General features: G+C 58.2%; 21 protein-coding genes and 1 other RNA gene. 6 read left to right on the top strand and 16 right to left on the bottom strand.

Translation table 11 applies throughout. The features are described 5' to 3' along the window. Positions 1–65 precede the first annotated feature (65 nt). From gcvH to AC6I79_RS04085, 6 genes are all read right to left on the bottom strand, one after another. Positions 66–452 (bottom strand): glycine cleavage system protein GcvH, encoded by a 387-nt coding sequence (gcvH, locus tag AC6I79_RS04110; RefSeq protein ID WP_159377867.1) that lies wholly within the window; start codon positions 450–452, stop codon positions 66–68. Between the two features lie 23 nt (positions 453–475). Then, positions 476–1,573, bottom strand: coding sequence for a glycine cleavage system aminomethyltransferase GcvT (gene gcvT, locus AC6I79_RS04105; RefSeq protein WP_159377868.1), 1,098 nt, complete (start codon positions 1,571–1,573; stop codon positions 476–478). Between the two features lie 554 nt (positions 1,574–2,127). Then, complete coding sequence (gene ubiI, locus AC6I79_RS04100) at positions 2,128–3,330, bottom strand: FAD-dependent 2-octaprenylphenol hydroxylase (RefSeq protein ID WP_059011499.1); 1,203 nt, start codon at positions 3,328–3,330, stop codon at positions 2,128–2,130. Positions 3,331–3,350: 20 nt separating this feature from the next. Next, positions 3,351–4,529 (bottom strand): 2-octaprenyl-6-methoxyphenyl hydroxylase, encoded by a 1,179-nt coding sequence (gene ubiH, locus AC6I79_RS04095; RefSeq protein WP_159377869.1) that lies wholly within the window; start codon positions 4,527–4,529, stop codon positions 3,351–3,353. Next, on the bottom strand, positions 4,526–5,848 hold the full coding sequence (pepP, locus tag AC6I79_RS04090; protein ID WP_104188393.1) for a Xaa-Pro aminopeptidase: 1,323 nt from the start codon (positions 5,846–5,848) through the stop codon (positions 4,526–4,528). Before pepP ends, ubiH begins: the two co-directional genes overlap by 4 nt. Before the next feature lie 50 nt (positions 5,849–5,898). Further along, positions 5,899–6,480 (bottom strand): YecA/YgfB family protein, encoded by a 582-nt coding sequence (locus AC6I79_RS04085; RefSeq protein ID WP_058757098.1) that lies wholly within the window; start codon positions 6,478–6,480, stop codon positions 5,899–5,901. A gap of 170 nt (positions 6,481–6,650) precedes the next feature. On the opposite strand from AC6I79_RS04085, the gene zapA reads away from it, so the two are divergent. The 3 genes from zapA to AC6I79_RS04070 all read left to right on the top strand — a co-directional run bounded on the left by zapA (position 6,651) and on the right by AC6I79_RS04070 (position 7,879). Then, the gene (zapA, locus tag AC6I79_RS04080) at positions 6,651–6,980 is read left to right on the top strand and encodes a cell division protein ZapA (RefSeq protein ID WP_021506660.1); all 330 of its coding nucleotides are present in this window, start codon (positions 6,651–6,653) and stop codon (positions 6,978–6,980) included. A 39-nt stretch (positions 6,981–7,019) separates the two neighbouring features. Next, a non-coding RNA gene (ssrS, locus tag AC6I79_RS04075) (6S RNA) lies at positions 7,020–7,203 on the top strand. A 70-nt stretch (positions 7,204–7,273) separates the two neighbouring features. After that, positions 7,274–7,879, top strand: a complete 606-nt coding sequence (locus AC6I79_RS04070; RefSeq protein WP_058757099.1) for a 5-formyltetrahydrofolate cyclo-ligase — start codon at positions 7,274–7,276, stop codon at positions 7,877–7,879. Between the two features lie 30 nt (positions 7,880–7,909). On the opposite strand, the gene serA is transcribed toward AC6I79_RS04070, so the two are convergent. Continuing rightward, a complete protein-coding gene (serA, locus tag AC6I79_RS04065) occupies positions 7,910–9,148 on the bottom strand; it encodes a phosphoglycerate dehydrogenase (RefSeq protein ID WP_159377870.1) in 1,239 nt (412 codons plus the stop codon). Between the two features lie 279 nt (positions 9,149–9,427). Further along, positions 9,428–10,087 (bottom strand): ribose-5-phosphate isomerase RpiA, encoded by a 660-nt coding sequence (rpiA, locus tag AC6I79_RS04060; RefSeq protein ID WP_021506657.1) that lies wholly within the window; start codon positions 10,085–10,087, stop codon positions 9,428–9,430. Between the two features lie 182 nt (positions 10,088–10,269). Between rpiA and AC6I79_RS04055 the strand changes: the two genes are divergently transcribed. Then, complete coding sequence (locus AC6I79_RS04055; protein WP_021506656.1) at positions 10,270–11,175, top strand: LysR family transcriptional regulator ArgP; 906 nt, start codon at positions 10,270–10,272, stop codon at positions 11,173–11,175. Between the two features lie 115 nt (positions 11,176–11,290). Here AC6I79_RS04055 and AC6I79_RS04050 read toward each other — a convergent pair whose 3' ends face one another. Beyond that, entirely contained in the window at positions 11,291–12,022 is a 732-nt protein-coding gene (locus AC6I79_RS04050; protein WP_159377871.1) for an oxidative stress defense protein, read from the bottom strand. Between the two features lie 219 nt (positions 12,023–12,241). On the opposite strand from AC6I79_RS04050, the gene AC6I79_RS04045 reads away from it, so the two are divergent. Next, on the top strand, positions 12,242–13,549 hold the full coding sequence (locus AC6I79_RS04045; protein WP_132464545.1) for an MFS transporter: 1,308 nt from the start codon (positions 12,242–12,244) through the stop codon (positions 13,547–13,549). On the opposite strand, the gene AC6I79_RS04040 is transcribed toward AC6I79_RS04045, so the two are convergent. Beyond that, positions 13,536–14,234, bottom strand: coding sequence for an IclR family transcriptional regulator (locus tag AC6I79_RS04040; RefSeq protein WP_058775866.1), 699 nt, complete (start codon positions 14,232–14,234; stop codon positions 13,536–13,538). The two genes, AC6I79_RS04045 and AC6I79_RS04040, sit on opposite strands and share 14 nt — an antisense overlap. Before the next feature lie 61 nt (positions 14,235–14,295). On the opposite strand from AC6I79_RS04040, the gene AC6I79_RS04035 reads away from it, so the two are divergent. Continuing rightward, complete coding sequence (locus AC6I79_RS04035) at positions 14,296–16,572, top strand: FAD-dependent oxidoreductase (protein WP_498027731.1); 2,277 nt, start codon at positions 14,296–14,298, stop codon at positions 16,570–16,572. Here AC6I79_RS04035 and argO read toward each other — a convergent pair. The 6 genes from argO to tkt all read right to left on the bottom strand — a co-directional run bounded on the left by argO (position 16,551) and on the right by tkt (position 24,176). Then, complete coding sequence (gene argO, locus AC6I79_RS04030; protein ID WP_159377874.1) at positions 16,551–17,174, bottom strand: arginine exporter ArgO; 624 nt, start codon at positions 17,172–17,174, stop codon at positions 16,551–16,553. The two genes, AC6I79_RS04035 and argO, sit on opposite strands and share 22 nt — an antisense overlap. A gap of 129 nt (positions 17,175–17,303) precedes the next feature. Further along, positions 17,304–18,179, bottom strand: coding sequence for a small-conductance mechanosensitive channel MscS (gene mscS / locus AC6I79_RS04025; RefSeq protein WP_159377875.1), 876 nt, complete (start codon positions 18,177–18,179; stop codon positions 17,304–17,306). A 188-nt stretch (positions 18,180–18,367) separates the two neighbouring features. Further along, complete coding sequence (gene fbaA, locus AC6I79_RS04020) at positions 18,368–19,447, bottom strand: class II fructose-bisphosphate aldolase (protein ID WP_058757103.1); 1,080 nt, start codon at positions 19,445–19,447, stop codon at positions 18,368–18,370. A gap of 104 nt (positions 19,448–19,551) precedes the next feature. Beyond that, positions 19,552–20,715 carry a phosphoglycerate kinase gene (gene pgk, locus AC6I79_RS04015; protein ID WP_021506648.1) on the bottom strand — a complete coding sequence of 388 codons (1,164 nt, stop codon included), beginning with the start codon at positions 20,713–20,715 and terminating at the stop codon, positions 19,552–19,554. A gap of 51 nt (positions 20,716–20,766) precedes the next feature. Then, entirely contained in the window at positions 20,767–21,786 is a 1,020-nt protein-coding gene (gene epd, locus AC6I79_RS04010) for an erythrose-4-phosphate dehydrogenase (RefSeq protein ID WP_021506647.1), read from the bottom strand. A 398-nt stretch (positions 21,787–22,184) separates the two neighbouring features. Further along, positions 22,185–24,176 carry a transketolase gene (gene tkt / locus AC6I79_RS04005; RefSeq protein WP_058771542.1) on the bottom strand — a complete coding sequence of 664 codons (1,992 nt, stop codon included), beginning with the start codon at positions 24,174–24,176 and terminating at the stop codon, positions 22,185–22,187. Between the last annotated feature and the right edge of the window lie 273 nt (positions 24,177–24,449).

Below are 24,449 nucleotides of genomic sequence, written 5' to 3'. Positions count from 1 at the left end.
AATGGCATTAAATCAGGCAGATAAAAAAGAAGGCGCCGCAGTGCAGCACCTTCAGAGACTACCGGTTACTCGTCGATGGACGCTTTGTAGGCAGCGGCATCGAGCATCGCGTCGAGCTCGGACTCGTCGCTGGCTTTGATGCGAAACAGCCAGCCGGCGGCATACGGTTCGCTGTTAACCAGCTCCGGGGCATCGCCCAGCTCTTCGTTGACCGCCACGATTTCACCGCTCAACGGGGCATAGATATCCGATGCCGCTTTCACGGATTCGGCTACCGCACAGTCGTCACCGGCGGCAAAGCTGGCGCCCACGTCAGGCAGGTCGACAAACACCATGTCGCCCAGCAGTTCCTGCGCGTGTTCGGTGATGCCCACGGTAAACGTACCGTCAGCTTCTTTACGCACCCACTCGTGGCTATCACGGTACTTCAATTCATTTGGCACATTGCTCATCGCCATTTCTCCTGAAAAAAAAATTACTGAGCGACCGGCTTGCCGGCGCGAACAAAAATAGGTTTAGTCACTTTCACCGGCATTTCACGATTGCGGATTTCAACAATCGCCTGCTCACCGATACTGGCCGGCACGCGCGCCAGCGCAATGCTGTAGCCCAGCGTTGGCGAGAAGGAGCCGCTGGTAATGATGCCCTGCTGCGGCTGTCCCTGCGCATCGGTAAAGCGCACCGTCAGACCGTTACGCAGCACGCCTTTTTCGGTCATCACCAGCCCGACCAGCTTTTCCGTGCCGTTCTCGCGCTGTGCTTCCAGCGCCTCACGGCCAATGAAATCACGGTCGGCGGGCTCCCAGCTGATGGTCCAGCCCATGTTGGCGGCCAGCGGCGAAACGCCTTCATCCATCTCCTGACCATACAGATTCATGCCGGCTTCAAGACGCAGCGTATCGCGTGCGCCCAGTCCGGCTGGTTTCACGCCTGCGGCCAGCAGTTGCTGCCAGAAATCTGCGGCCTGAGCGGCAGGCAGGGCGATTTCATAACCGGCTTCACCGGTATAACCGGTGGTGGCGATAAACAGATCGTCGGCCTGTACGCCAAAGAACGGCTTCATGCCTGCCACCGCGTCACGCTGTGCCGCGCTTAACAGGCTCTGTGCTTTTTGCTGCGCGTTCGGTCCCTGTACGGCGATCAGCGCCAGATCGTCACGCTCGGTGAGCGCAACCCCAAACGGCTGCGCATGCTCAGCGATCCACGCCAGATCCTTCTCGCGCGTGGCGGAGTTGACCACCAGGCGGAAGAAATCTTCGCTCATAAAGTAAACAATTAAATCATCAATGACGCCAGCTGAAGCATTCAGCATGCCGGTGTAGAGGGCTTTGCCGGGCTGAGTCAGTTTGGCGACGTCGTTGGCCAGCAGGTAACGCAGAAATTCACGGGTGCGCGCGCCGTGCAGATCGACAATGGTCATGTGGGAAACGTCAAACATTCCGGCATCGTTGCGCACCGCATGGTGCTCATCCATTTGCGAGCCGTAGTGCAGCGGCATCATCCAGCCGTGGAAGTCCACCATGCGGGCACCGCAGGTCTGATGCTGTTCGAATAGAGGCGTTTGCTGAGTCATAACCATCCTGTGAAGACAAGTGAGTGTGACGCGCCTGCGCCGTCAGTTTTGAGCGACGCAAACGTTCTCTTTACGCTGAAGTTACCACCGAATCCGGCAATTAACCATAAGGAAAACGAGGGTGAAACCTTATCATCCTTTGTGCTGCCCCGGCAGCTATGCCAGCACATCTCACTGCATTTATGTGATTTACCGCGCATATAATTCACCTGATGCGCAGTAGTTCAGCCGAATAATGGAAGCTGTACCGCAGACAAGGGAAATGGTTCGGGGACGAAAAGCATTTAGGATTAGTTAAAGTAATGCGAATTGAGGCCTGAAATTAGAATAAATCAAATGAAGGGCAATTTGGGTGCAGCGATGCACAATAATGGTGCCAGGGCGGGATTTGCAGTGACGTTACCGGGTGCGCACAGGGTCGCGATGGATAGCGACAACGCTGTGCAGTTCGTTGATTCATGAGCGGCAGCCGACTGCCACGCCCACCCTTGAGGGGATCACGTAACGTCAGTGCAGGAAAAACGGCACCTGAAACGGTGCCGTAATAAGGAGGGTTAGCGGATCCAGCCGGGCAGGTCGTTGAGGCCCATGGCCTGCTTCAGCAGTAACGGCTTCACGCCAGGCAGCGTGTCGGCCAGCTTCAGCCCGACGTCGCGCAGCAGTTTTTTTGCCGGATGATGGCCGGCAAACAGCTCACGGAAACCCTGCATGCCGGCCAGCATCAGCGCTGCGCTGTGCTTGCGGCTGCGTTCATAACGCCGCAAATAGAGATGCTGGCCGATATCTTTGCCCTGCTGATGCAGACGGCGGATTTCGCCAATCAGCTCGGCGGCATCCATAAAGCCGAGGTTAACCCCCTGCCCGGCCAGCGGATGGATGGTATGCGCCGCATCGCCCACCAGCGCCAGCCGGTGCGCAGCAAAGTTGCGGGCGTAACGCGCCATCAGCGGGAAGGTTTTCCGTTCGCTTTCCACCTGGCACAGACCAAGGCGCATATCGAATGCCACCGACAGCTGCTGGTTAAACAGCGCTTCCGGCATGGATTGCAGTCGCGCCGCTTCCTGCGGTGACAGCGACCAGACGATGGAGCACAGGTGCGGATCCTGCATCGGCAGGAAGGCCAGAATGCCGTCGCCGTGGAACACCTGGCGCGCGATGGCATCGTGCGGCATATCGGTGCGTACATTGGCCACCAGCGCGTGATGTTCGTAATCCCAGAAGGTAATCGGGATATCCGCTTTGTCACGCAGCCACGAGTTGGCCCCGTCCGCAGCAATCAGCAGGCGCGCGCTCATCATGCTGCCGTCCTGCAGGGTAATAAAGGCTTCGTTATCGCCAAACGCCACCTGCTGCAGCTGAGCCGGTGCAATCAGCGTCACGTCGCTGCACTGGCTGGCGCGCTGCCACAGCGCACTGTGAATCACTTCGTTTTCAATGATATGTCCGAGGTGCGACAGCCCCTGCTGCTCGTCATCAAAGCTGATCGAGCCAAAGCTGTCCTGATCCCACACTTCCATGCCGTGATACGCGCTGGCGCGCAGCGCGAGGATGGTGGACCAGACATCAAGTTTTTGCAGCAGACGCTCGCTGGCGGCGTTGATGGCCGAGACGCGAACCGACGCTGGCGCCGCCGCATCAAATTGTGGCTCAGGCGCTTTTTCCAGCACCGCAACGCGCAGGCCGCTGCCCTGTAAGCCACAGGCCACCGCCAGACCGACCATGCCGCCACCGGCAATCGCCACATCAAATGTTTGCATTGCTGCCCCTTAATTCATGCTTAACGCTTAACCCAGCCGAGCGTGCGCACGGCAAGTGGGTTTCGCAGCCATGGCAGGTGGTCCATTGCCACCAGCCCAAGATTTCGTCCTGCCACCAGCGGGGCATAACGGTTGGCGAACAGCCGCACCAGACCGTCGGTGACGCCAATGGTCGCCGCGCGATCCGGCTGGCGGCGCGCAGCAAAATGGTGCAACACCGCGTGGCTGCCCGGATCCTGCTGGTGACGATGCGCCGCCGCAAGGGTTTCCGCCAGCGACATCACATCGCGCAGACCGAGGTTAAAGCCCTGCCCGGCGATCGGATGCAGCGTTTGCGCCGCATTGCCAACCAGCGCCAGCCGGTGCGTCACCTGACGCTCTGCGGTCTGCAGCGCCAGCGGATAGATTTCGCGCTGGCCGGCGTGCGTAAAGCGCCCCAGCCGCCAGCCAAAGGCGCGCTGTAATTCATGCAGTAAGGTGGCATCGTCCCACTGCTTAACCGTGGCTTCGGCGGCCGCCGGATGACACCACACCAGCGACAGACGGTTGCCGGACATCGGTAACAGCGCCAGCGGGCCATGCCGGGTGAAGCGCTCAAACGCGCGGCCCTGATGCGGCAACTGCGTCGCGACGTTGGCAATCACCGCCAGCTGCTGGTAGTCGTCGCGCTGCCAGCGAATGCCGCAGGATGCCGCCAGCGGCGAGCGTGCGCCGTCAGCGGCCACCAGCAGCGCGCCCTGTAACGTTGCGCCGCTGCTGAGCGTCGCCTGCACGCTATCGGCGCTGCGGGTTACTGAGGTAACGTGATCCGGGCAGCACAGCGTCACGCCGGGTGCCTCACGCAGACGTTTAAACAGGCGCTGTCCCACGTCATACAGCTCGACCACGTTGCCCAACGCCGACAGCTGATAATCCTCAGCCTGCAGCTGAACAAACCCGCTGTGCCCGCGATCGGAGACGTGGATGTGGGTAATCGGCGTGGCGCAATCCGCCAGCGAACGCCACAGGTCAATTTCCGCCAGCTGCTGACAGGTGCCCGCCGCCAGCGCGATGGCGCGCCCGTCAAAGCCCGGGTGCGCGCGGCTGTCCGGCTGGTGACGCTCAATCAGCGTCACCGGCAACTGGCCCTGCGTCAGATGCGAAATCGCCAGTGCCAGCGTGGCGCCGGTCATGCCGCCGCCTGCAATCAGAATACTCATACGCCGCGCGCCGCCGCCATCAGTGCTTCGATCGCCTCAGCGTCTTTTACCACGCTGTCGGTCAGGTTTTCATTACCGTCGGCGGTGATGACGATGTCGTCTTCGATACGGATACCGATGCCACGATACTGCGCCGGCACTTTGGCATCCGGCGCGATATACAGGCCCGGTTCAACGGTGAGCACCATGCCGGGTTCAAGCAGGCGGTCGCGGCTGGGCGTGCCGTAGTGGCCGACGTCGTGCACGTCCAGCCCCAGCCAGTGACCAAGGCCGTGCATAAAGAACGGACGGTGCGCCTGCTCTTCAAACAGCGTATCGATATTGCCTTCCAGAATGCCCAGATCGACCAGACCGGTGATCATGATACGCACCACTTCGTCATTGACTTCATGGATGCTGATGCCCGGGCGGAACATCGACAGCGCCTTATACAGCGAGGCTAGCACGATGTCGTAGATCTCGCGCTGCGGCTGGCTGAATTTACCGTTAACCGGGAAGGTGCGGGTGATATCGCCAGCGTAGCCATGGAATTCGCAACCGGCATCAATCAGCACCAGATCGCCGTCGCGCATTTCGCTTTCGTTTTCGGTGTAGTGCAGAATGCAGCCGTTCTCACCGGAGCCCACAATGGTGTTGTAAGACGGAAAGCGCGCGCCGTGGCGGGTGAATTCGTGATGGATTTCGCCTTCCAGCTGATACTCAAACATGCCGGGACGGCACGCCTGCATCGCACGGGTATGTGCCAGCGCGCTGATTTTTCCTGCGCGGCGCAGAATGGCGATCTCGTCTTCGCTTTTAAACAGGCGCATCTCATGCACCCAGGGACGCCAGTCGGTCAGCGTCGCCGGCGCGCTGAGGTTTTGCCGGAAACCGCGGCGCAGTTTCTCCAGCGCACTGAACACCAGCGTATCCGCCTCCGCGTATTCACCCTGTGCGTGATAGACCACGTCGAGTCCGTTGAGCAGCTGGTGCAGCTGCTCGTCAATCGCATCCCACGGCAGCGCGCGGTCAACGCCCAGCTTCGCCGGCGCGGCTTCCTGACCAAGCCGACGCCCGAACCAGATCTCCGCCGTCAGGTCGCGTACGCGGTTAAACAGCACGCTGTGGTTATGATTGTCATCGCTCTTGATTAATACCAGCAGCGCCTGCGGCTCGTTGAAGCCGGTGAAGTACCAGAAGTCGCTGTTCTGGCGAAAGGGATATTCGGTGTCGTTGCTCCGCGTCACTTCAGGTGCAGCAAAAATCAAAGCCGCGCTGCCGGGCGCCATGCGGGCGATCAGCGCCTGACGACGTTGCCGGAAAGTTTCCAGTGTAATCATATTTGCACTCCCTGTAGAAAACGGGCAGCGACCTGCCCACGATGACGCGCTTAGTGTAGCGTAGGTTTTTGCACTTCCGGTGCGGTCGGCGTGCGTGGCCGGGTGAAGGTGTCATGGCACAGCAGCGCGGCAACGCGCACGTACTCAATCACCTCTTCCAGCGACTGTTCGAGCTCTTCCTGATCTTCATCTTCATCGTAGCCAAGTTGCGCAATGGTGCGCAGATCGTCAATCGCTTCGCCGGTCTCACCGGTCACTTTGTCCAGCTTCGGCTGCGTCACGCCCAGGCCCAGCAGGAAGTGATTAACCCAGCCGGCCAGCGCGTCAGCACGATCGAACACCGTGATGTCTTCCTCATCCGGCAGCATCAGCTGGAACAGGAAACCCTCTTCATCCAGCGTGTTGGCCAGGTTTTCATGCAGCGCCTGCAGCGGCTGCGACAGGCTTTGCGAGAACGCCATGCCCTCGTTAGTCAGGTCATGTACCAGGGTTTTCCAGCTGCTGTCCTGATTGCCGCCGCACAGAATGCCACACAGCAGTCCGTGCATCTCGGCGGGCGTCATGCCTACGCCCTGCTGGGAAAGTGCCGCGGCCAGCGCGTTGTAAGTGGGTGTTGCGTTCTGTAAAGACATAAGCTTTGGTCGTCGTTGGCAGAATAAGTTCGTGTTATGCTACCACCAGGTGCCTCAGGGTTTCCAGAAAAGGGGTTGTAACTTATCACGCGGGTCTATATAGTTGCGCACCTCCCAACCCATTGACAGGTAAGGGAGATGCGAACGAAGTAATCAGTCAGGATGGTGGCATGTCTGCACAACCGGTAGATATTCAGATTTTTGGTCGTTCATTGAGAGTGAATTGTCCGCCTGAACAGCAAGATGCGCTGAATCTGGCCGCAGAGGATCTCAATCAACGGTTGCAAGATTTAAAAGTTCGCACTAGAGTCACAAATACAGAGCAGCTGGTGTTCATCGCCGCGTTAAACATTTGCCACGAGCTGGCACAAGAGAAAGGTAAAACGCGCGATTACGCAGCCAATATGGAACAACGCATCCGTATGCTGCAGCAGACCATTGAGCAGGCATTAGTTGAGCAAGGTCGCATAACTGAACGTCAGGGCCCTAAATTCGAATAACACTTCATGGTACTCGTGTTAGAGTAACGGTGAAGTCAATTTTCTCTGAGATGTTTGCAAGCGGGCCAGTCCCCTGAGCCGATATTTCATACCAACAGAGTGTGACGCTCTGTAACCTGTGAGCATGCTCGGTCCGTCCGAGAAGCCTGATGGTTACGACGGCATACTCACCTTGAACCAAGGGTTCAAGGGTTACAGCCTGCGGCGGCATCTCGGAGATCTCCTCTTAGTTCCACCCTGTTATTCCCGGTGTGATAATGTGGCTAGCAACAGCCTTATCAGCCGGGGACATCATGCCAGCACTCTCTCTTCTCGACCGTCAGGATATTCGTCAGCATGTGCGCCATCTGCGCCGCAATCTTACGCCTGAGCAACAGGTTGAGGCCGCCGATCTGCTGGCTGAACATGCCATCAATTTTGCTCCGCTGGCCAGCGCACAACGCATCGCGCTGTTTCTTTCCGTCGATGGCGAAATCAATACCCGACCGCTGATTGCCAAACTGTGGCAGCAAAAGAAGCAGGTCTTTCTGCCGGTGCTGCACCCGTTTGCGCCTGGTCACCTGCTTTTTTTGCGCTACACGCCAGAAACCCCGTTGCGGCCTAACAAGCTGCGCATCCCTGAGCCACCGCTGGATATTACGCAGCTGGCGACACTCGATCAGCTGGATGTGATGCTGGTACCGCTGGTGGCATTTGACGCGCAGGGACAACGCTTAGGCATGGGCGGGGGTTTTTACGATCGCACGCTACAGCACTGGCAGCAGCATGGCTTTTTACCGCTGGGTATTGCGCACGACTGCCAGCGCGTCGATGCGCTGCCGGTGGCGGCCTGGGATGTGCCATTGCCGGCGATTCTCACGCCGTCAAAGCTTTGGCAGTGGGAAACGCTGGCGGGATAAAGACAGGGCGCCCAGCGGCGCCCTGCACTGTCAGTACAGCAGACGGGCGCGAATAGTGCCCGGAATCGCCTTCATCAGATGCAGCGCTTTCTCCGCTACATCTTCTTCGGCATCAATATCGATAACCACATAGCCCATCACTGGCGAGGTTTGCAGATACTGAGCGGCAATGTTGATGCCCTGCTCGGCAAAGATCTGGTTGATGGCGGTCAGCACGCCCGGGCGGTTTTCATGGATGTGCAGCAGGCGGCTGGCGCTGGCAGCGTGCATCGGCAGCGAGACTTCCGGGAAGTTAACTGCAGAGAGCGTCGAGCCGTTGTCAGAGTACTTGGCCAGCTTGCCAGACACTTCCAGACCGATGTTCTCCTGCGCTTCCTGCGTTGATCCGCCGATGTGCGGCGTCAGGATCACGTTGTCGAATTCGCACAGCGGCGAGTTGAACGGATCGCTATTGGTTGCAGGTTCAACCGGGAAGACGTCGATGGCCGCACCGGCGAGGTGCTTGCTGGCCAGCGCATTACACAGCGCCGGGATGTCGATCACGGTACCGCGCGCGGCGTTGATCAGCAGCGCACCAGGCTTCATCAGCGCCAGCTCTTCGCTGCCAATCATGTTCTGCGTGGACGGCGTTTCCGGCACGTGCAGGCTGACCACATCACTCATGTTCAGCAGGTCAGAGAGATGGCGCACCTGGGTGGCATTGCCCAGCGGCAGCTTGTTTTCGATATCGTAGAAAAATACGTGCATGCCAAGGCTTTCCGCCAGCACGCCGAGCTGCATCCCGATATGGCCGTAGCCAATGATACCCAGCTTCTTACCACGCGCTTCGTACGAACCGGTGGCGATTTTATTCCAGATGCCGCGGTGTGCTTTGGCGTTGGCTTCCGGAATGCCGCGCAGCATCAGCAGCATTTCGCCGATCACCAGTTCCGCGACCGAACGGGTATTGGAGAACGGGGCGTTGAACACCGGCACGCCGCGTTTCGCTGCCGCGCTGAGATCAACCTGGTTAGTACCAATACAGAAGCAGCCAACCGCCACCAGCTTTTCAGCTGCCGCGAAGATCTCTTCAGTCAGTTGGGTACGGGAACGGATACCAATGAAGTGGGCATCGCGGATGGAGGACTTCAGCGTCTCAGCATCCAGTGCGCCTTTGTGGAACTCGATGTTGGTGTAACCTGCGGCGCGCAGATTATCCAGCGCACTCTGGTGAACGCCTTCCACCAGCAGGAACTTAATCTTGTCTTTTTCCAGTGATACCTTTGCCATTTCCCGACCCTATTCAGAATTCAACGAGGACTACCATAAGGTAGCCTTCTGTCAAAATATCAAAATTTTCCGGCGCGGCAATACAAACGATTGCCTGCACGCCAGCACGCGCCCACGTGCAGACAACACAAATCCACACAAAATCGTGAGATGACGAGAGCGCAAAGTACGAACCTGCTGTTGATGAATCATTTGTGACATAAGTCACCAAATTTCACTGCAGCAAGAAAAGATGTTTTGCGGATGGAAATAACCGGCGCTGGCAGCGCGCCGGTGAGATCAATTGGTGATGGTTTTCACACCGTCCGGCGTGCCAATCAGCGCAATATCCGCTCCGCGTGCGGCAAACAGCCCCACGGTGACGACGCCCGGCAGCGCATTGATGGTTTTTTCCAGCGCAATCGGGTCAAGGATGCGCAGATTATGTACGTCGAGAATAATGTTACCGTTATCCGTAACCACGTGCTGACGATACTCCGGCAGGCCGCCCAGCTTTACCAGCTCCCGCGCCACATAAGCGCGCGCCATCGGAATCACCTCCACCGGAAGCGGGAAGTTGCCCAGCACATCGACCTGCTTGGACGCATCCGCGATGCAGATAAATTTCTGCGCCACCGCCGCGACAATTTTCTCGCGCGTCAGCGCCGCACCGCCGCCCTTGATCATCTGCATCTGTGGATTGATCTCATCAGCCCCGTCGACATACACCGACAGCGCATCCACGTTGTTGAGATCGAACACCGGAATACCCAGCGATTTGAGCTTTTCGGTTGAGGCTTCCGAACTGGAAACCGCCCCCTCGATCTGATCCCTGATCGTACCAAGCGCGTCAATAAAGTGCGCCGCCGTTGAACCGGTGCCTACGCCAACAATGGTGCCTGGCTGCACGTACTGCAGCGCTGCCCAACCTACCGCTTTTTTCAGTTCATCCTGGGTCATGGTATGTTTAAAACCTGTGCGACATCGAAGTGCGCGTAGTATAAAACAAGGCGCTGTCAAAAAGCGCGGCTGACCGACGTTGGATGTAAGCCTTTGGAAGCCAGCCCGCAAAAACGCGTCGGCCGCACAGCTTCGCCGTTTTATGGCATAGTAGTTTCCACCCTGAACGAGAGAGAACAACAATGAAACGCCCGGATTATCGAACGCTTCAGGCGCTGGATGCTGTGATTCGCGAACGCGGCTTTGAGCGTGCCGCCCAGAAGCTGTGCATCACGCAGTCTGCGGTGTCGCAGCGCATTAAACAGCTGGAAAATTTATTTGGTCAGCCGCTGCTGGTGCGTACCGTGCCGCCGCGCCCGACCGAGCAGGGACAAAAATTGCTGGCGCTGCTGCATCAGGTGGAATTGCTGGAAGAGGAGTGGCTGGGCGATGATAACGGTGGCACCACGCCGCTGCTGCTGTCGCTGGCGGTGAACGCCGACAGTCTTGCTACCTGGCTGCTGCCGGCGCTGAAAGATGTGCTGGCCGACTCGCCGGTGCGCCTGAATCTGCAGGTGGAAGATGAAACCCGCACGCAGGAGCGTTTACGGCGCGGTGAAGTGGTCGGCGCGGTGAGTATCCAGCCGCAGCCGTTGCCAAGTTGCCTGGTGGATCAGCTGGGTGCGCTGGACTATCTGTTCTGCGCCTCGCCGGAGTTTGCCGCGCGCTATTTCCCCAATGGCGTGACGCGCTCGGCGCTGCTGAAAGCCCCGGCGGTGGCGTTTGATCACCTCGACGATATGCATCAGGCCTTTTTGCAGCAGAACTTTGATTTATCGCCGGGCAGCGTGCCGTGCCACATCGTGAACTCGTCAGAGGCTTTTGTGCAGCTGGCGCGACAGGGATCGGTGTGCTGTATGATTCCGCACCTGCAGATTGAGCGCGAGCTGGCGCAGGGAGAGCTGGTTGATTTGACGCCGGGTCTGTATCAGCGCCGGATGCTGTACTGGCACCGTTTCGCGCCGGAAAGCCGTCTGATGCGCAGCGTGACCGATGCGCTGATTGCCCATGGCCACCGCGTATTGCGCCAGGATGAAGTTGCGGCTTAACGCCGTTCAGATTAGCGCACAACAGTCGTAGCGGCGCGATTCATCGAGCGATTTGACAGCGATTCTGCTGCTGGAAAGCGCGATGAATCGCGCCGCTACAATTTTACAGGCTAACTTACTGCGCCGTATTCGGTTTGATTTCGAATACCACATCCACCTGATCGTCAAAATGGATGCTCTGCTGCTCGTAGGTCTGCTGCGCGGTGGTGTCCGCTGCGGCACCGGCCGCTTTGTACATGCGCGCCATCGGCATCGGCTGGTAGTTAGCCACGTGATAGCGAATGCTGTACACCGAGCCCAGTTTGGCATTGAAGCCTTCCGCCAGGGCGCTCGCTTGCTGTGTGGCATTGGCAATCGCCGCTTTACGCGCCTGATCTTTGTAGCTGTCTGCGTTAGCCACGCCCAGCTCAACAGAACGAATCTCATTCAGGCCCGACTTCAGCGCGCCGTCCAGCAGCTCATTCAGCTTATCCAGCTGGCGCAGCGTTACTTCCACCTGACGCACCGCACGGTAGCCTTTCAGCACCGATTTACCCTCTTTGGTGTAGTCATACTCCGGCTGGGTGCTGAGATTAGCCGCATCAATATCCTTCTTCTCGATGCCGTTCTTTTGCAGGAAATCAAAATATTGCGCCACGCGGTCGTCAGCCTGTTTTTTTGCATCCGCCGCGTCTTTCGACGAAACATTCACCACGATGGAGAGCGTCGCCATATCCGGACGGGCATCCACGCTGGCCTGTCCTGATGTCACCACGTGCGGTCCGTTCGGCAATTCTCCCGCCTGGACCAGACCGGACAGTGCGCCCGTGCTCATTACGGCGGCCAGCGCCAGTGCTTTCAGTTTCACGAAAGTCCTCCTTGAAGGGTTCAATTTGCAGGTCGCCACTATGGCGAAACCCAAAACACATTACTATGCGTGATGGTCTGAGTTTGAAATTAGCAAAAAGTTCGGCTTTGCTCAGGTTTAACGTATCCGCGATCGCAAATTTATCGCTACAGATTCGCTGAAAAGCGCCGCCTGCGTTTCTATTAAAGAAACACTTCTGCCCCTCGGGAGAGTTGTATTATGACAGAACAGCCACTTAGCCAAAGCGCGGTCAGCGTGCGAGCCGGACGCACACGCTTTATGATGCTGGCACTGGTGTTTATCAACATCATCATTAACTACATGGATCGCACCAACCTGTCGGTGGCCGCCACGCAGATGGCCGGTGAACTGCGCTTCACGCCGCTGGAGATGGGGCTGATCTTCTCGGCGTTCGGCTGGATCTATGCGGCGCTGCAAATTCCCGGCGGATTCCTGATCGATCGTCTCGGTGCGCGGCTGGTATACGGCGCGGGGCTGTTTGCCTGGTCGCTGATCACCGCGCTGCACGCTTTTGCCAGCAGCTTCGGCGCGCTGTTCGGTCTGCGCCTCGGCGTCGGCGCCTTCGAGGCGCCGGTGATGCCGGCTAACAATCGGGTGATTTCCAGCTGGTTCCCCGAGCAGGAGCGCGCCAGTGCAATTGGCATCTACTCGTCCGCACAGTTTGTTGGCCTCGCCTGTATGACGCCGCTGCTGTTTCACGTGCAGGCTGCGTTTGGCTGGCGCGGGCTGTTTCTGATTACCGGCGTGGCGGGCATGATTTGGGCGCTGGTGTGGTATCTGCTGTATCGCGAGCCGCACCAGCATAAAGGCGTATCAGAGGCTGAACTTAACTATCTGCGTGACAACGGCGCACTGCTGGAAAATCGTCAGGACAGCCAGCCGCCGCGCGCACGCTGGGCCGATCTGGCGCAGATGTTTCGCAGCCGCAAGCTGGTCGGCATCTATATTGGCCAGTTCACCATCTCCGCCACCTTCTGGTTTTTCCTCACCTGGTTTCCTACCTATCTGGTGGAGTATCGCCACATGGACTTTATCAAGAGCGGCTATGTGGCGTCGCTGCCCTACTTCGCGGCGTTTTGTGGTGTGCTGCTGGCTGGCTTTGCCTCAGACCGCATGATCCGGCGCGGCGTCTCAGCCAGCGTGGCGCGCAAGCTGCCGGTGATCCTCGGCTTGTTCCTGACGCTGTTCATTCTGGGTGCTAACTATACCGAAGATTCGCGGCTAATCATCCTGTTTATGTCGCTGGCGTTTTTTGGTAATGGCCTGGCGACCATCACCTGGGTGTTTGTTACCGCGCTGGCGCCGCGCCATCTGATCGGTCTGGCCGGCGGCGTGTTTAACTTTACCGGCGCGCTGTCATCGATCGTGGTGCCCATCGCCATCGGCGCCCTGATTGACGGCAGCAACTTCGCGCCGGCGCTGGCCTTTATCGCCGTGCTGGCCGCTATTGGCATCTGCAGCTATCTGTTTGTGGTAGGAAAAATTGACCATGTCAGCGCGCGCTGATGAGCCGTTTCGCCAGCGCGTGCAGCTGTTGCAGACGCTGCGCCAGCTGGGCTTCATCGGCCTGCCAGATTTTGGCGAAGGCCAGCGCCGCGCGGTTGTTATTGATCGGCTGCGCCATACTGACTTCGCCGTCCTCGCGATGCCACACCAGATAATCCCCGGTGCGTTTGCGCGCCAGCAGTGGCGCAATCTGCGCCCACTGTTCGTCACTGAAGCGTGGCCGCAGCACCTCGTCACTCTCCGCCGCCAGCAGCGCGACGCCAATCACCGACTGCCACGCGGGCAGCATGCGGAATCCGGCCAGCGCCTGGCTGGTACTGGTGCGCTCGCCGGGCTCCGAGTGCCAGATGTAAATGACCTGGTCCTCCCACAGCACGCCAAGCGCCACCACGATATCGCGCGGCGCGTGCGCCTCCAGCTGCGGCAGTGCCGAAGCAAACAGCGACGATCCACGAATGGCCTGCGCCGCCAGCGCATGAATGCCCGGGCCCGGCAGATAGCGCCGGTGTTCATCCTGAATCGTCAGGCCGATGGACGCCATGGTCATCAGCAGACGGTTTACCCGCGTGCTGTTCATCCCCATCTGGCGCGCCAGTTCACGGCCGCCGACCGCTTTGTCACTGGATACCAGATATTGCAGGCAGCGAATTCCGTCAATCAGGCTCTGGTTGGGTTGCGAAGACATAAATCACCTTGTGACGGTAAAAATTCAATCTTAGCAGCCTTCAGGCGGGAGTAACCTCATGATGCAAACTTTCTCTTCTCAGGCCGCGCGTGCCTTTCCGCTGCAGTCGTTACACGCCGATGTGCTGGTCGCCGGTGGCGGTCTGGCGGGCGTGTGCGCCGCGCTGGCTGCGGCACGCGCGGGACAGCAGGTGGTGCTGATTCAGGATCGCCCGGTCCCCGGCGGCAACGCCTCCAGCGAAGTACGGCTGTGGGCCAACGGCGCGACGTCGCATATGGGTAATAACAACCGCTGGGCGCGTGAAGGCGGCATTATGGGCGAGATCATGGAGGAGAACCTGTGGCGCAACAAAGAGGGCAACCCAGTGCTGTTCGACATGGTGCTGCTGGACATCGTGCAGGCGCAGCCGCGTCTGACGCTGCTGCTCAATACCGTGGTCAGCGACATCGAAAAATCCGCGCAGCGCCTGCAGGCGGTTCAGGCTTTCAACGCCATCAATCAGACCCGCTATCGCGTGACGGCCGACCAGTTTATCGATGCCAGCGGCGACGGCGTGCTCGGCTATCTGGCCGGGGCAGCGCACCGTGTGGGCGCAGAATCACCGCAGGAGTTTGGCGAAAAAATGGCGCCGGGCGAGCAGTTTGGCCACAAGCTCGGCCACTCGATTTATTTTTATACCAAACGCAGCGCGCAGCCGGTGCGCTTTGCACCGCCCTCCTTTGCGCTGAGAGAGATCACCGCCATCCCGCGCTATAAACGCCTGAGCTCCGATCTCAACGGCTGCGATCTGTGGTGGCTTGAGTGGGGCGGCCGGCTGGACACCGTGCATGAAAGCGAAACCATCAAGTGGGAGCTGTGGAAGATTGTCTGGGGCGTGTGGGATTACATCAAAAACTCCGGCGAGTTTGCCGATGCCGACACGCTGACCATTGAATGGGTCGGGCTGATTCCCGGTAAGCGCGAGAGCCGACGCTTTCTCGGCGACACCCTGCTGTGTCAGCAGGATATCATCGCGCAGCGCGACCACTACGATGCGGTGGCCTACGGCGGCTGGTCGATTGACCTGCATCCGGCCGACGGCGTGTACAGCGCTCACGACGGCTGTCGCCAGTTCCACAGCAAAGGCACTTACACCATTCCGTTTCGGGCGCTGTACAGCCAGTCGCTGGATAATCTGCTGCTGACCGGTCGGCTTATCTCTGCCACACACGTTGCCTTTGGCAGCGCGCGCGTGATGTGCACCTGTGGCGTGCTGGGCGAAGTGGTGGGCCGCGCGGCGGCGCTGTGTCAGCAGCACAACCAGACACCGCGTCAGCTGGCGCAGCCGGAGCATATTGGTCAGCTGCAGCAACAGCTGCTGCGCCACGGCGCGTTCATTCCGCGTCAGCAGCTGGCGCATCCGGCCGGTGCCGCTCAGGTCAGCGCCAGCAGCACCTTCGCGCTGCACGCCCTGCCCGCGGATGGCGGCTGGCACGCCCTTACCTCACGCTGCGCCCTGCTGCTGCCGCTTAAAGCCGGAGAACGCCTGCCGGCGCTGACGGTGCGGCTGCGGGCGTCATCCGCGCAGACGCTGCAGGTTTCACTGCTGACCAGCGACAATCCGGCCAATACCTGCGGCGATCGGCTGCTGGCCACGCACAGCCTGCAGATTGACGCTGAAGAGGCGTATTCGCTGCCGTTTGACTACCGTGCGGAGTGCGATCGCTACCTGTTTATCGCCTTTGAAGAAAATCCGGCGGTTGAAGTGGCGCTCACCCGTCAGCGTCTGCCGGGCATCATGATGGTATTCAACAGCCTCAATCCGCGCGTCGCGAAACGCACCCGGCAGATAAACGACGGCGATTACGGCGTGGATGAGTTTGATTTCTGGCTACCGCGCCGCGCGCCTAATCAGATACTGATCGCGTTTAGTCTGGCAACACCGCTGCGGCTGTGGCACTGCGACTATTTGCTCAACGGTAAACTGCGGCCGGAAAGTCACACCAACGGCTGGCTGCCGGCAGCGGACGATTGCCAGCCGTGGGTGTGCTGGCAGTGGCCGGATGCGCAGCGCGCCAGCCAGATTACGTTGCTGTTCGATAACGATTTCGATCATGCGATGGAAACGGTGCAGATGGGCCATGCGCAGGCGGTGACGCCGCACTGCACTACCCACTATCGCCTGTGGCTGGATGACAGGCTGCTGGCCGAGGTCAGCGATAATCATCACTCGCTGTGCCATCATGCGCTGCCCCCGGATACCGCGTTCCGCCAGATTCGGCTGGAGCTGCTGGCCAGCGCAGGCGCTCTGCCCGCGCTTTACGGCCTGCATGTGCATCACCATCCGGCGATGCCCTGACGCGCCAGCTGCAGGGCGATAAACCACATTACACCGCCCACCAGCAGATTAATGATGCGCTGCGCGCGCATGGTGCGCAGGCGCGGCGACAGCCAGGCGGCCAGCAGCGCCAGACCGAAAAACCACAGCAGCGAGGCGCTGGCGGTGCCGAAAGCGAACCAGCGGCGCGCCTCCGCCGACGGCAGCTGACTGCCGAGGCTGCCGAGCACCACGAAGGTGTCGAGATAGACATGCGGATTGAGCCAGGTCACCGCCAGCATAGTGGCGACAATGCGCCAGCGCCCCTGCTTCAGCGCCGCCTCTGACGCCAGCGTGACATCGCCCTGCCAGGCACTGCGCAGCGCGCCCCAGCCGTACCATAGCAGAAACGCCACGCCAGCCCAGGTGATCAGCATCAGCAGAACCGGCGACTGCTGCAACAGCGCGCTGCCGCCAAATATTCCGCCGCAGATCAGCGCAATATCGCTCAGTGTGCACAACGATGCGGTCATCAAATGGTAGTGGCGCTTAATGCCCTGGTTCAGGACGAAGGCGTTCTGCGGGCCTAACGGCAGGATCAGCGCAGCACCAAGGGCAAGCCCTTGTAAGTAAACAGATAACACAGAGGAGTTCCTGAAAAAGTGGTGTTGCTGTGCAGTATAGTGAGGCGGGGATATTAGCGGAAATGGAAAGAATTAATCGGTCATTAGCGTAGCTGATAAAACAAGGGCACCCGCCGGTGCCCTGATAACTTACTCGCTGCGCGCAGGCTGCTGCGCCTCGCTCTGCACCTGATGCAGGTGCACGTCCATCTGCGGATAAGGAATACCGATACCGTGCGCATCCAGCGTGCGCTTGAAGTTCTTCATCAGATCCCAGTAGACGTTCTGCAGATCTCCGCTTTTGCTCCAGCAGCGCACCACAAAGTTCAGCGACGATGCCGCCAGTTCGTTCAGGCCAATCTGAATACCCAGATCTTTCAGTACGCGCTCGTCCGCTTCCACCACGTCACGCAGCAGTGCGATCACCTGATCGACATCCGCATCGTAGGCGACGCCAATAATGAACTCGTTGCGGCGGATAGGTTCGCGCGAAAAGTTGACGATGTTGCCGGCGATGATTTTGCCGTTTGGCACCACCACAATTTTGCCGTCAGCGGTTTTCAGCGTGGTCGAGAAGATCTGTACATTCTGTACGGTACCCATCACGCCACCGAGATCGACGAACTCACCGGTGCGGAATGGACGGAAGGTCACCAGCAGTACGCCTGCCGCCAGGTTGGAGAGCGACCCCTGCAGTGCCAGACCGACGGCCAGACCGGCAGCACCGAGCACGGCGATCACCGAGGCAGTCTGCACGCCGACACGGCCCAGCGCGGCAATAATCGTGAAGGCAATGATACCGTAGCGCACCAGCGCCGAGAGGAAATCAGCCACGGTGGCATCAATATGACGCGCGACCAGCAGGCGATTGACGCCGTTCGATACCACGCGCGCAATAATCATCCCGACAATAATGATGGCGATAGCCGCCACGATGTTCACCGCATAGCTGAGGATCAGCGCCTGGTTGCGCACCAGCCAGCCACCTGCATTGTTAATGCCGTCAACGACGTTAAGATCTTCCATTTGTTAGCCCTGTTGTTGAGTTTCCCGCAGGAAAGTACAAAAACTGCCAGATTTAATCCGACACTCCCGAGTACAAGGGTAAACAATAATGGGGCGAAGCGCCAAAAATGTGCTGTATAAACCGGGATTTCCAGACGGGACGCATAAAAAAAGGCCCTTTCGGGCCTTTTTTGTACGGTAAGCAAAAATTACAGTACGTCGACAGCGTTCAGCTCTTTGAAAGCCTGCTCTAAGCGCACAACCATGGAAGATTGTGCCGCACGCAGCCAGACGCGTGGGTCGTAGTATTTTTTGTTCGGGCTGTCAGCGCCGTTCGGGTTGCCAAGCTGACCCTGCAGGTACGCTTCGTTGGTTTTGTAGTACTGCAGGATGCCGTCCCAGGTTGCCCACTGGGTATCGGTATCGATGTTCATCTTGATCACGCCGTAGCTGATAGACTCTTCGATTTCTGCAGCAGAAGAACCGGAACCGCCGTGGAACACGAAGTCCAGCGCGTTGTGCGGCAGGCCGTGTTTCTCTGAAACGTATTTCTGCGAATCACGCAGAATGGTTGGGGTCAGTTTCACGTTGCCTGGCTTGTACACGCCGTGCACGTTACCGAAGGACGCAGCGATGGTGAAACGCGGGCTGATTTTGCTCAGCTCGGTGTAAGCGTAATCCACGTCTTCTGGCTGAGTGTACAGTGCAGAAGCGTCCATGTGGCTGTTGTCCACACCATCTTCTTCACCACCGGTGCAGCCCAGTTCGATTTCCAGCGTCATATCCAGTTTTGCCATGCGCGCCAGATATTTAGAAGAAATCTCGATGTTCTCTTCCAGTGACTCTTCAGACAGGTCGATCATGTGTGAAGAGAACAGAGGTTTACCGGTTTTCTTGAAGTGCTCTTCGCCAGCATCCAGCAGGCCGTCGATCCACGGCAGCAGTTTCTTCGCACAGTGGTCGGTGTGCAGGATTACTGGCACGCCGTACTGTTCAGCCATCAGATGCACATGGTGTGCACCAGCGATTGCGCCGAAAATCGCAGCGCCCTGTGGTTTGTCGGTTTTGAAACCTTTACCGGCGATGAAGGCAGCACCACCGTTGGAGAACTGAACGATGACCGGCGCTTTAACTTTAGCCGCAGCTTCCAGTACCGCGTTGATGGAATCCGTGCCGACGCAGTTAACGGCTGGCAGAGCGAATTTGTTTTCTTTCGCTACTTTGAAGATTTTCTGAACGTCATCACCAGTGACAACGCCGGGTTTTACGAAATCAAAAATTTTAGACATGGTTGTGTCCTGTTTCGTTTATCGTCCACTCCCCAATGGGAATGCGATCTGTTCGCCCACAGCGGGCAAGCCTTCAGACAGCGCCGAAGCGCTGCCCCCAAAAATTACTGCTTCGCGCGCTCTTCCAGCATGGCAACTGCCGGCAGTTTTTTGCCTTCCACGAACTCGAGGAACGCACCGCCACCGGTAGAGATGTAGGAGATTTTGTCCTCGATACCGAACAGGTCGATAGCCGCCAGGGTATCACCGCCGCCGGCAACAGAGAACGCGTCGCTGTCTGCGATAGCGTTGGCAACGATTTCGGTGCCCTTACGGAAGTTCGGGAACTCAAACACGCCAACCGGACCGTTCCACAGAATGGTTTTTGCGTCTTTCAGCAGTTTCGCCATGTTCTGTGCGGTTTCGTCACCGAAGTCCATAATTTCTTCGTTATCCGCTACTTCGGAAACCTTTTTCACGGTTGCCGGGGCAGTTTCGGAGAATTCCGTGCCGACGCGTGAATCGGTCGGTACCGGAATGCCGTACTGGTCGCGCAGGCCTTTAGCGGCCTCAACGAAGTCTGGCTCGTACAGCGATTTGCCGACGTTGTTGTCGATCGCCACGAAGGTGTTAGCGATACCGCCACCGACAATCACGGTGTCAGCGATTTTCACCAGCGACTGCAGCACGTCGAATTTGGTCGACACTTTAGAACCACCCACCACGGCGACCAGCGGACGCTGTGGATTGCTCATCACTTTGCCCAGCGCTTCCAGTTCGGCAGACAGCAGCGGACCGGCACAGGCGATAGGGGCGAATTTGCCCACGCCGTGAGTGGACGCCTGCGCGCGGTGCGCGGTGCCGAATGCATCCATGACGAACACGTCACACAGCGCGGCATATTTCTTCGACAGGGTTTCGTCGTCTTTTTTCTCGCCTTTGTTGAAGCGAACGTTTTCCAGCACCACCAGTTCACCCGCGCCCACTTCAACGCCGTCGAGGTAGTCTTTCGCCAGGGTCACGTTAGTGCCGTTCAGTTTTTCTTTCAGGTAGTTAACAACCGGCAGGAGGGAGAACTCTTCGTTGTATTCACCTTCGGTCGGGCGACCCAGGTGAGAGGTAACCATCACTTTCGCGCCCTGTTTCAACGCCGCTTCGATGGTAGGCAGAGAAGCACGAATACGTGCATCTGACGTCACTTTCCCTTCTTTCACTGGTACGTTGAGATCGGCACGGATCAGAACGCGTTTACCAGCAAGATCCAGATCGGTCATCTTAATTACAGACATGGTGAACCCTCTCGTTGATTCTCATAAGTTTTGCCAGACGCAGTCCGCGTCTTACCTGAAACCGCTTGCGGCCATTGCTAACGTGGTGTCGATCATGCGGTTAGCAAAGCCCCATTCGTTGTCACACCAGACCAGGGTTTTGATCAGGTGGTGACCGCTGACCCGCGTTTGCGTGCCGTCCACTATGGCACTGTGCGGATCGTGGTTAAAATCTACTGAGACTAACGGTAATTCCGTATAGTCAACTATACCACGAAATGCCCCCTCTGACGCGTTTTGCAGCAACGCGTTGACCTCACACGCCTTCACCGCCTGGCGCACCGAAACGCTCAGATCAATGGCGGTCACGTTGATCGTCGGCACGCGCACCGCGATAGCCTCGAAGCGATCGTTAAATTTCGGAAAAATACGGGTAATGCCAGCGGCAAGACGCGTATCGACCGGAATGATCGATTGACTGGCGGCACGGGTACGGCGCAGGTCGCTGTGATACGCGTCAATCACCTGCTGATCGTGCATCGCCGAGTGAATGGTGGTCACGGTGCCCGACTCAATGCCAAAGGCGTCATCCAGCAGCTTGATCACCGGAATAATGCAGTTGGTGGTGCAGGATGCGTTGGAGACAATGCGGTCAGTTTGTTTAAGAGCCTGTTCGTTAACGCCGAACACTACGGTGGCATCCAAATCGTTGCCGCCGGGATGCGAGAACAACACTTTCTTCGCGCCAGCCTGCAGATGCGCTTCACCATCGTCGCGGCTGCCGTACACGCCGGTGCAGTCCAGCACGATATCGACATTCAGCTCGCGCCACGGCAGCGCGGCAATCTCAGCCTGATGCAGGATACGGATGGTATCTTCGCCAACCCACAGCTGATCGCGCTCCTGGCGTACGTCAAAGGCAAAGCGGCCGTGGCTGGTGTCGTACTTCAGCAGATGCGCCATGCCAGCCGCTTCCGCCAGTTCGTTAATCGCCACTACGGTGATTTCCGCCCGGCGACCGGTTTCATACAGCGCACGCAACACGTTGCGCCCGATACGACCAAAACCATTTATTGCGATACGAATGGTCATCTCACTTCCTGCAGCCACACCTGAAAAAACGTGCCAAATACCTTGAGCGTTTCGCTGCGTTTTGTACAGGGAATTCTTGCCCGGTTACGGTTGCTGACGGAGAGCACACGGCTGCAACTGAAACGGTTCAGCGAGAATAAAGCATGGAAGGAATAACAGGAATGATTGCGATCAACTGTGCTGCTGATTATTGGATCTGCGTCACAAATTCAGGCGATGATAATTATTACTGCAGGAATAATTGAACCGTTTCAGGTTCAGGCGATAACAGGGCCGGCGATCTGCACATCAGTGTCGCAGCGCAATTTATTGCGCGTGGTTTAGCATGAGGATGGCAACAGAAATGCGCGATGAATCGCGCCGCTACAACGCGCAGCGGCGCGACGGATTACGCGAAATTACAGAATCGATTTCGCGGTTTTCACCACGTTGGCCACGGTGAAGCCGAACTCTTCGAACAGCTTCTCAGCTGGCGCTGACTCACCGAAGGTGGTCATGCCAACGATGGCACCGTGCAGGCCGGTGTATTTGAACCAGTAATCCGCAATACCGGCTTCGATAGCAACGCGTGCGCCAACTGCTTTCGGCAGCACCGACTCACGATACGCCGCATCCTGCTTATCAAACGCATCGGTAGACGGCATGGACACCACGCGCACCTTACGACCTTCCGCGCTCAGCTGCTCGTAAGCGCCGACCGCCAGCTCAACTTCAGAACCGGTCGCAATCAGAATCAGCTCCGGCGTGCCGTCGCAATCTTTCAGCACGTAACCACCGCGCGCCACGTTAGCCAGCTGCTCAGCGCTACGATCCTGCTGCGCCAGGTTCTGACGCGAGAAGATCAGGGCTGATGGGCCGTCAACGCGCTCGATAGCATATTTCCACGCCACCGCAGATTCGACCTGGTCACACGGACGCCACAGGCTCATGTTCGGGGTGGTGCGCAGGCTGGCCATCTGCTCAACCGGCTGGTGCGTCGGGCCATCTTCACCCAGGCCGATAGAGTCGTGGGTATAAACCATCACCTGACGGATTTTCATCAGCGCCGCCATACGTGCCGCGTTACGCGCATACTCGACGAACATCAGGAAGGTTGCGGTGTACGGCAGGAAGCCACCGTGCAGCGCAATACCGTTGGCGATGGCAGTCATACCAAACTCACGCACGCCGTAATGAATGTAGTTGCCTGCGGCATCTTCATTGATCGGCTTCGAGCCGGACCACATGGTCAGGTTGCTTGGCGCCAGGTCAGCCGAGCCGCCCAGATATTCCGGCAGCAGCTTACCGAAGGCTTCGATGGCATTCTGCGACGCTTTACGGCTGGCGATTTTTGCCGGATTAGCCTGCAGCTGCTCGATGAACTTCTGCGATTCCGCCTGCCAGTTAGCGGGCAGCTCGTTGTTCACGCGGCGTTTGAACTCTGTGGCCAGTTCCGGATGCGCAGCGGCGTAAGCAGCAAACTTCTCGTCCCAGGCTTTCTCTTTCGCCTGGCCGGCTTCTTTGGCATCCCACTGTGCGTAGATATCAGAAGGAATTTCAAATGGCGCGTAGTTCCAGCCCAGCTGTTTACGGGTCAGCGCGATTTCGTCGTCACCCAGCGGGGCACCGTGCGAATCGTGCGTACCGGCTTTGTTCGGGGAACCGAAACCGATGATGGTTTTGCACATCAGCAGCGATGGCTTGTCGGTGACTGCTTTGGCTTCTTCCACCGCTTTTTTGATCGCGTCGGCGTCGTGACCGTCCACGCCACGCACCACGTGCCAGCCGTAGGCTTCGAAGCGTTTGGCGGTGTCGTCGGTGAACCAGCCATCCACGTGACCGTCGATAGAGATGCCGTTGTCGTCATAGAACGCCACCAGCTTGCCGAGCTTCAGGGTACCGGCGATGGAGCACACTTCGTGTGAGATGCCTTCCATCATGCAGCCGTCGCCCATGAACACGTAAGTGTGATGGTCTACGATGTCATGGCCCGGACGGTTGAACTGCGCCGCCAGCGTGCGCTCAGCAATGGCGAAGCCCACGGCGTTCGCGATGCCCTGACCCAGTGGGCCGGTGGTGGTTTCCACGCCTGCGGTGTAACCGTATTCCGGGTGACCTGGGGTTTTAGAGTGCAGCTGACGGAAGTTCTGCAGCTCGCTCATCGGCAGGTCATAGCCGGTGAGGTGCAGCAGGCTGTAAATCAGCATCGAGCCGTGGCCGTTGGACAGCACGAAACGGTCGCGATCTGCCCACAGCGGGTTAGTTGGATTGTGGTTCAGGAAATCACGCCACAGCACTTCAGCGATATCGGCCATGCCCATTGGGGCACCCGGATGTCCCGATTTCGCTTTCTGTACTGCATCCATACTTAACGCGCGAATGGCGTTGGCAAGCTCTTTACGAGAGGGCATCTTCTACTCCAGGTCGGATTAATGCTCCGCCACGCTTAACTGATTGTAATTAATGAGTTATAAGGCGAAGCGAGAAAAAAGTCGCACATCAATGTACATGAAAATCGGGGCAAAAGTACATGTATCAGGATGCTAAATCTGCGGTTCAGGGTTGCATTTCGGGGCCTGTCTGCTAGCCAATCCGCCCCTGGCACGCTATAACCAATGCATTTAAACACCTGCGTGGTTTTTCAGGTGTTTGTTTTCTCTACTTGTTACTCAAAGGATGCTGAT

The sequence above is a fragment of the gamma proteobacterium symbiont of Scutellera amethystina genome (assembly GCF_059730845.1).
The sequence above is the reverse complement of the archived record's forward strand: the minus strand, read 5'-3'. Positions and strand labels throughout refer to the sequence as shown.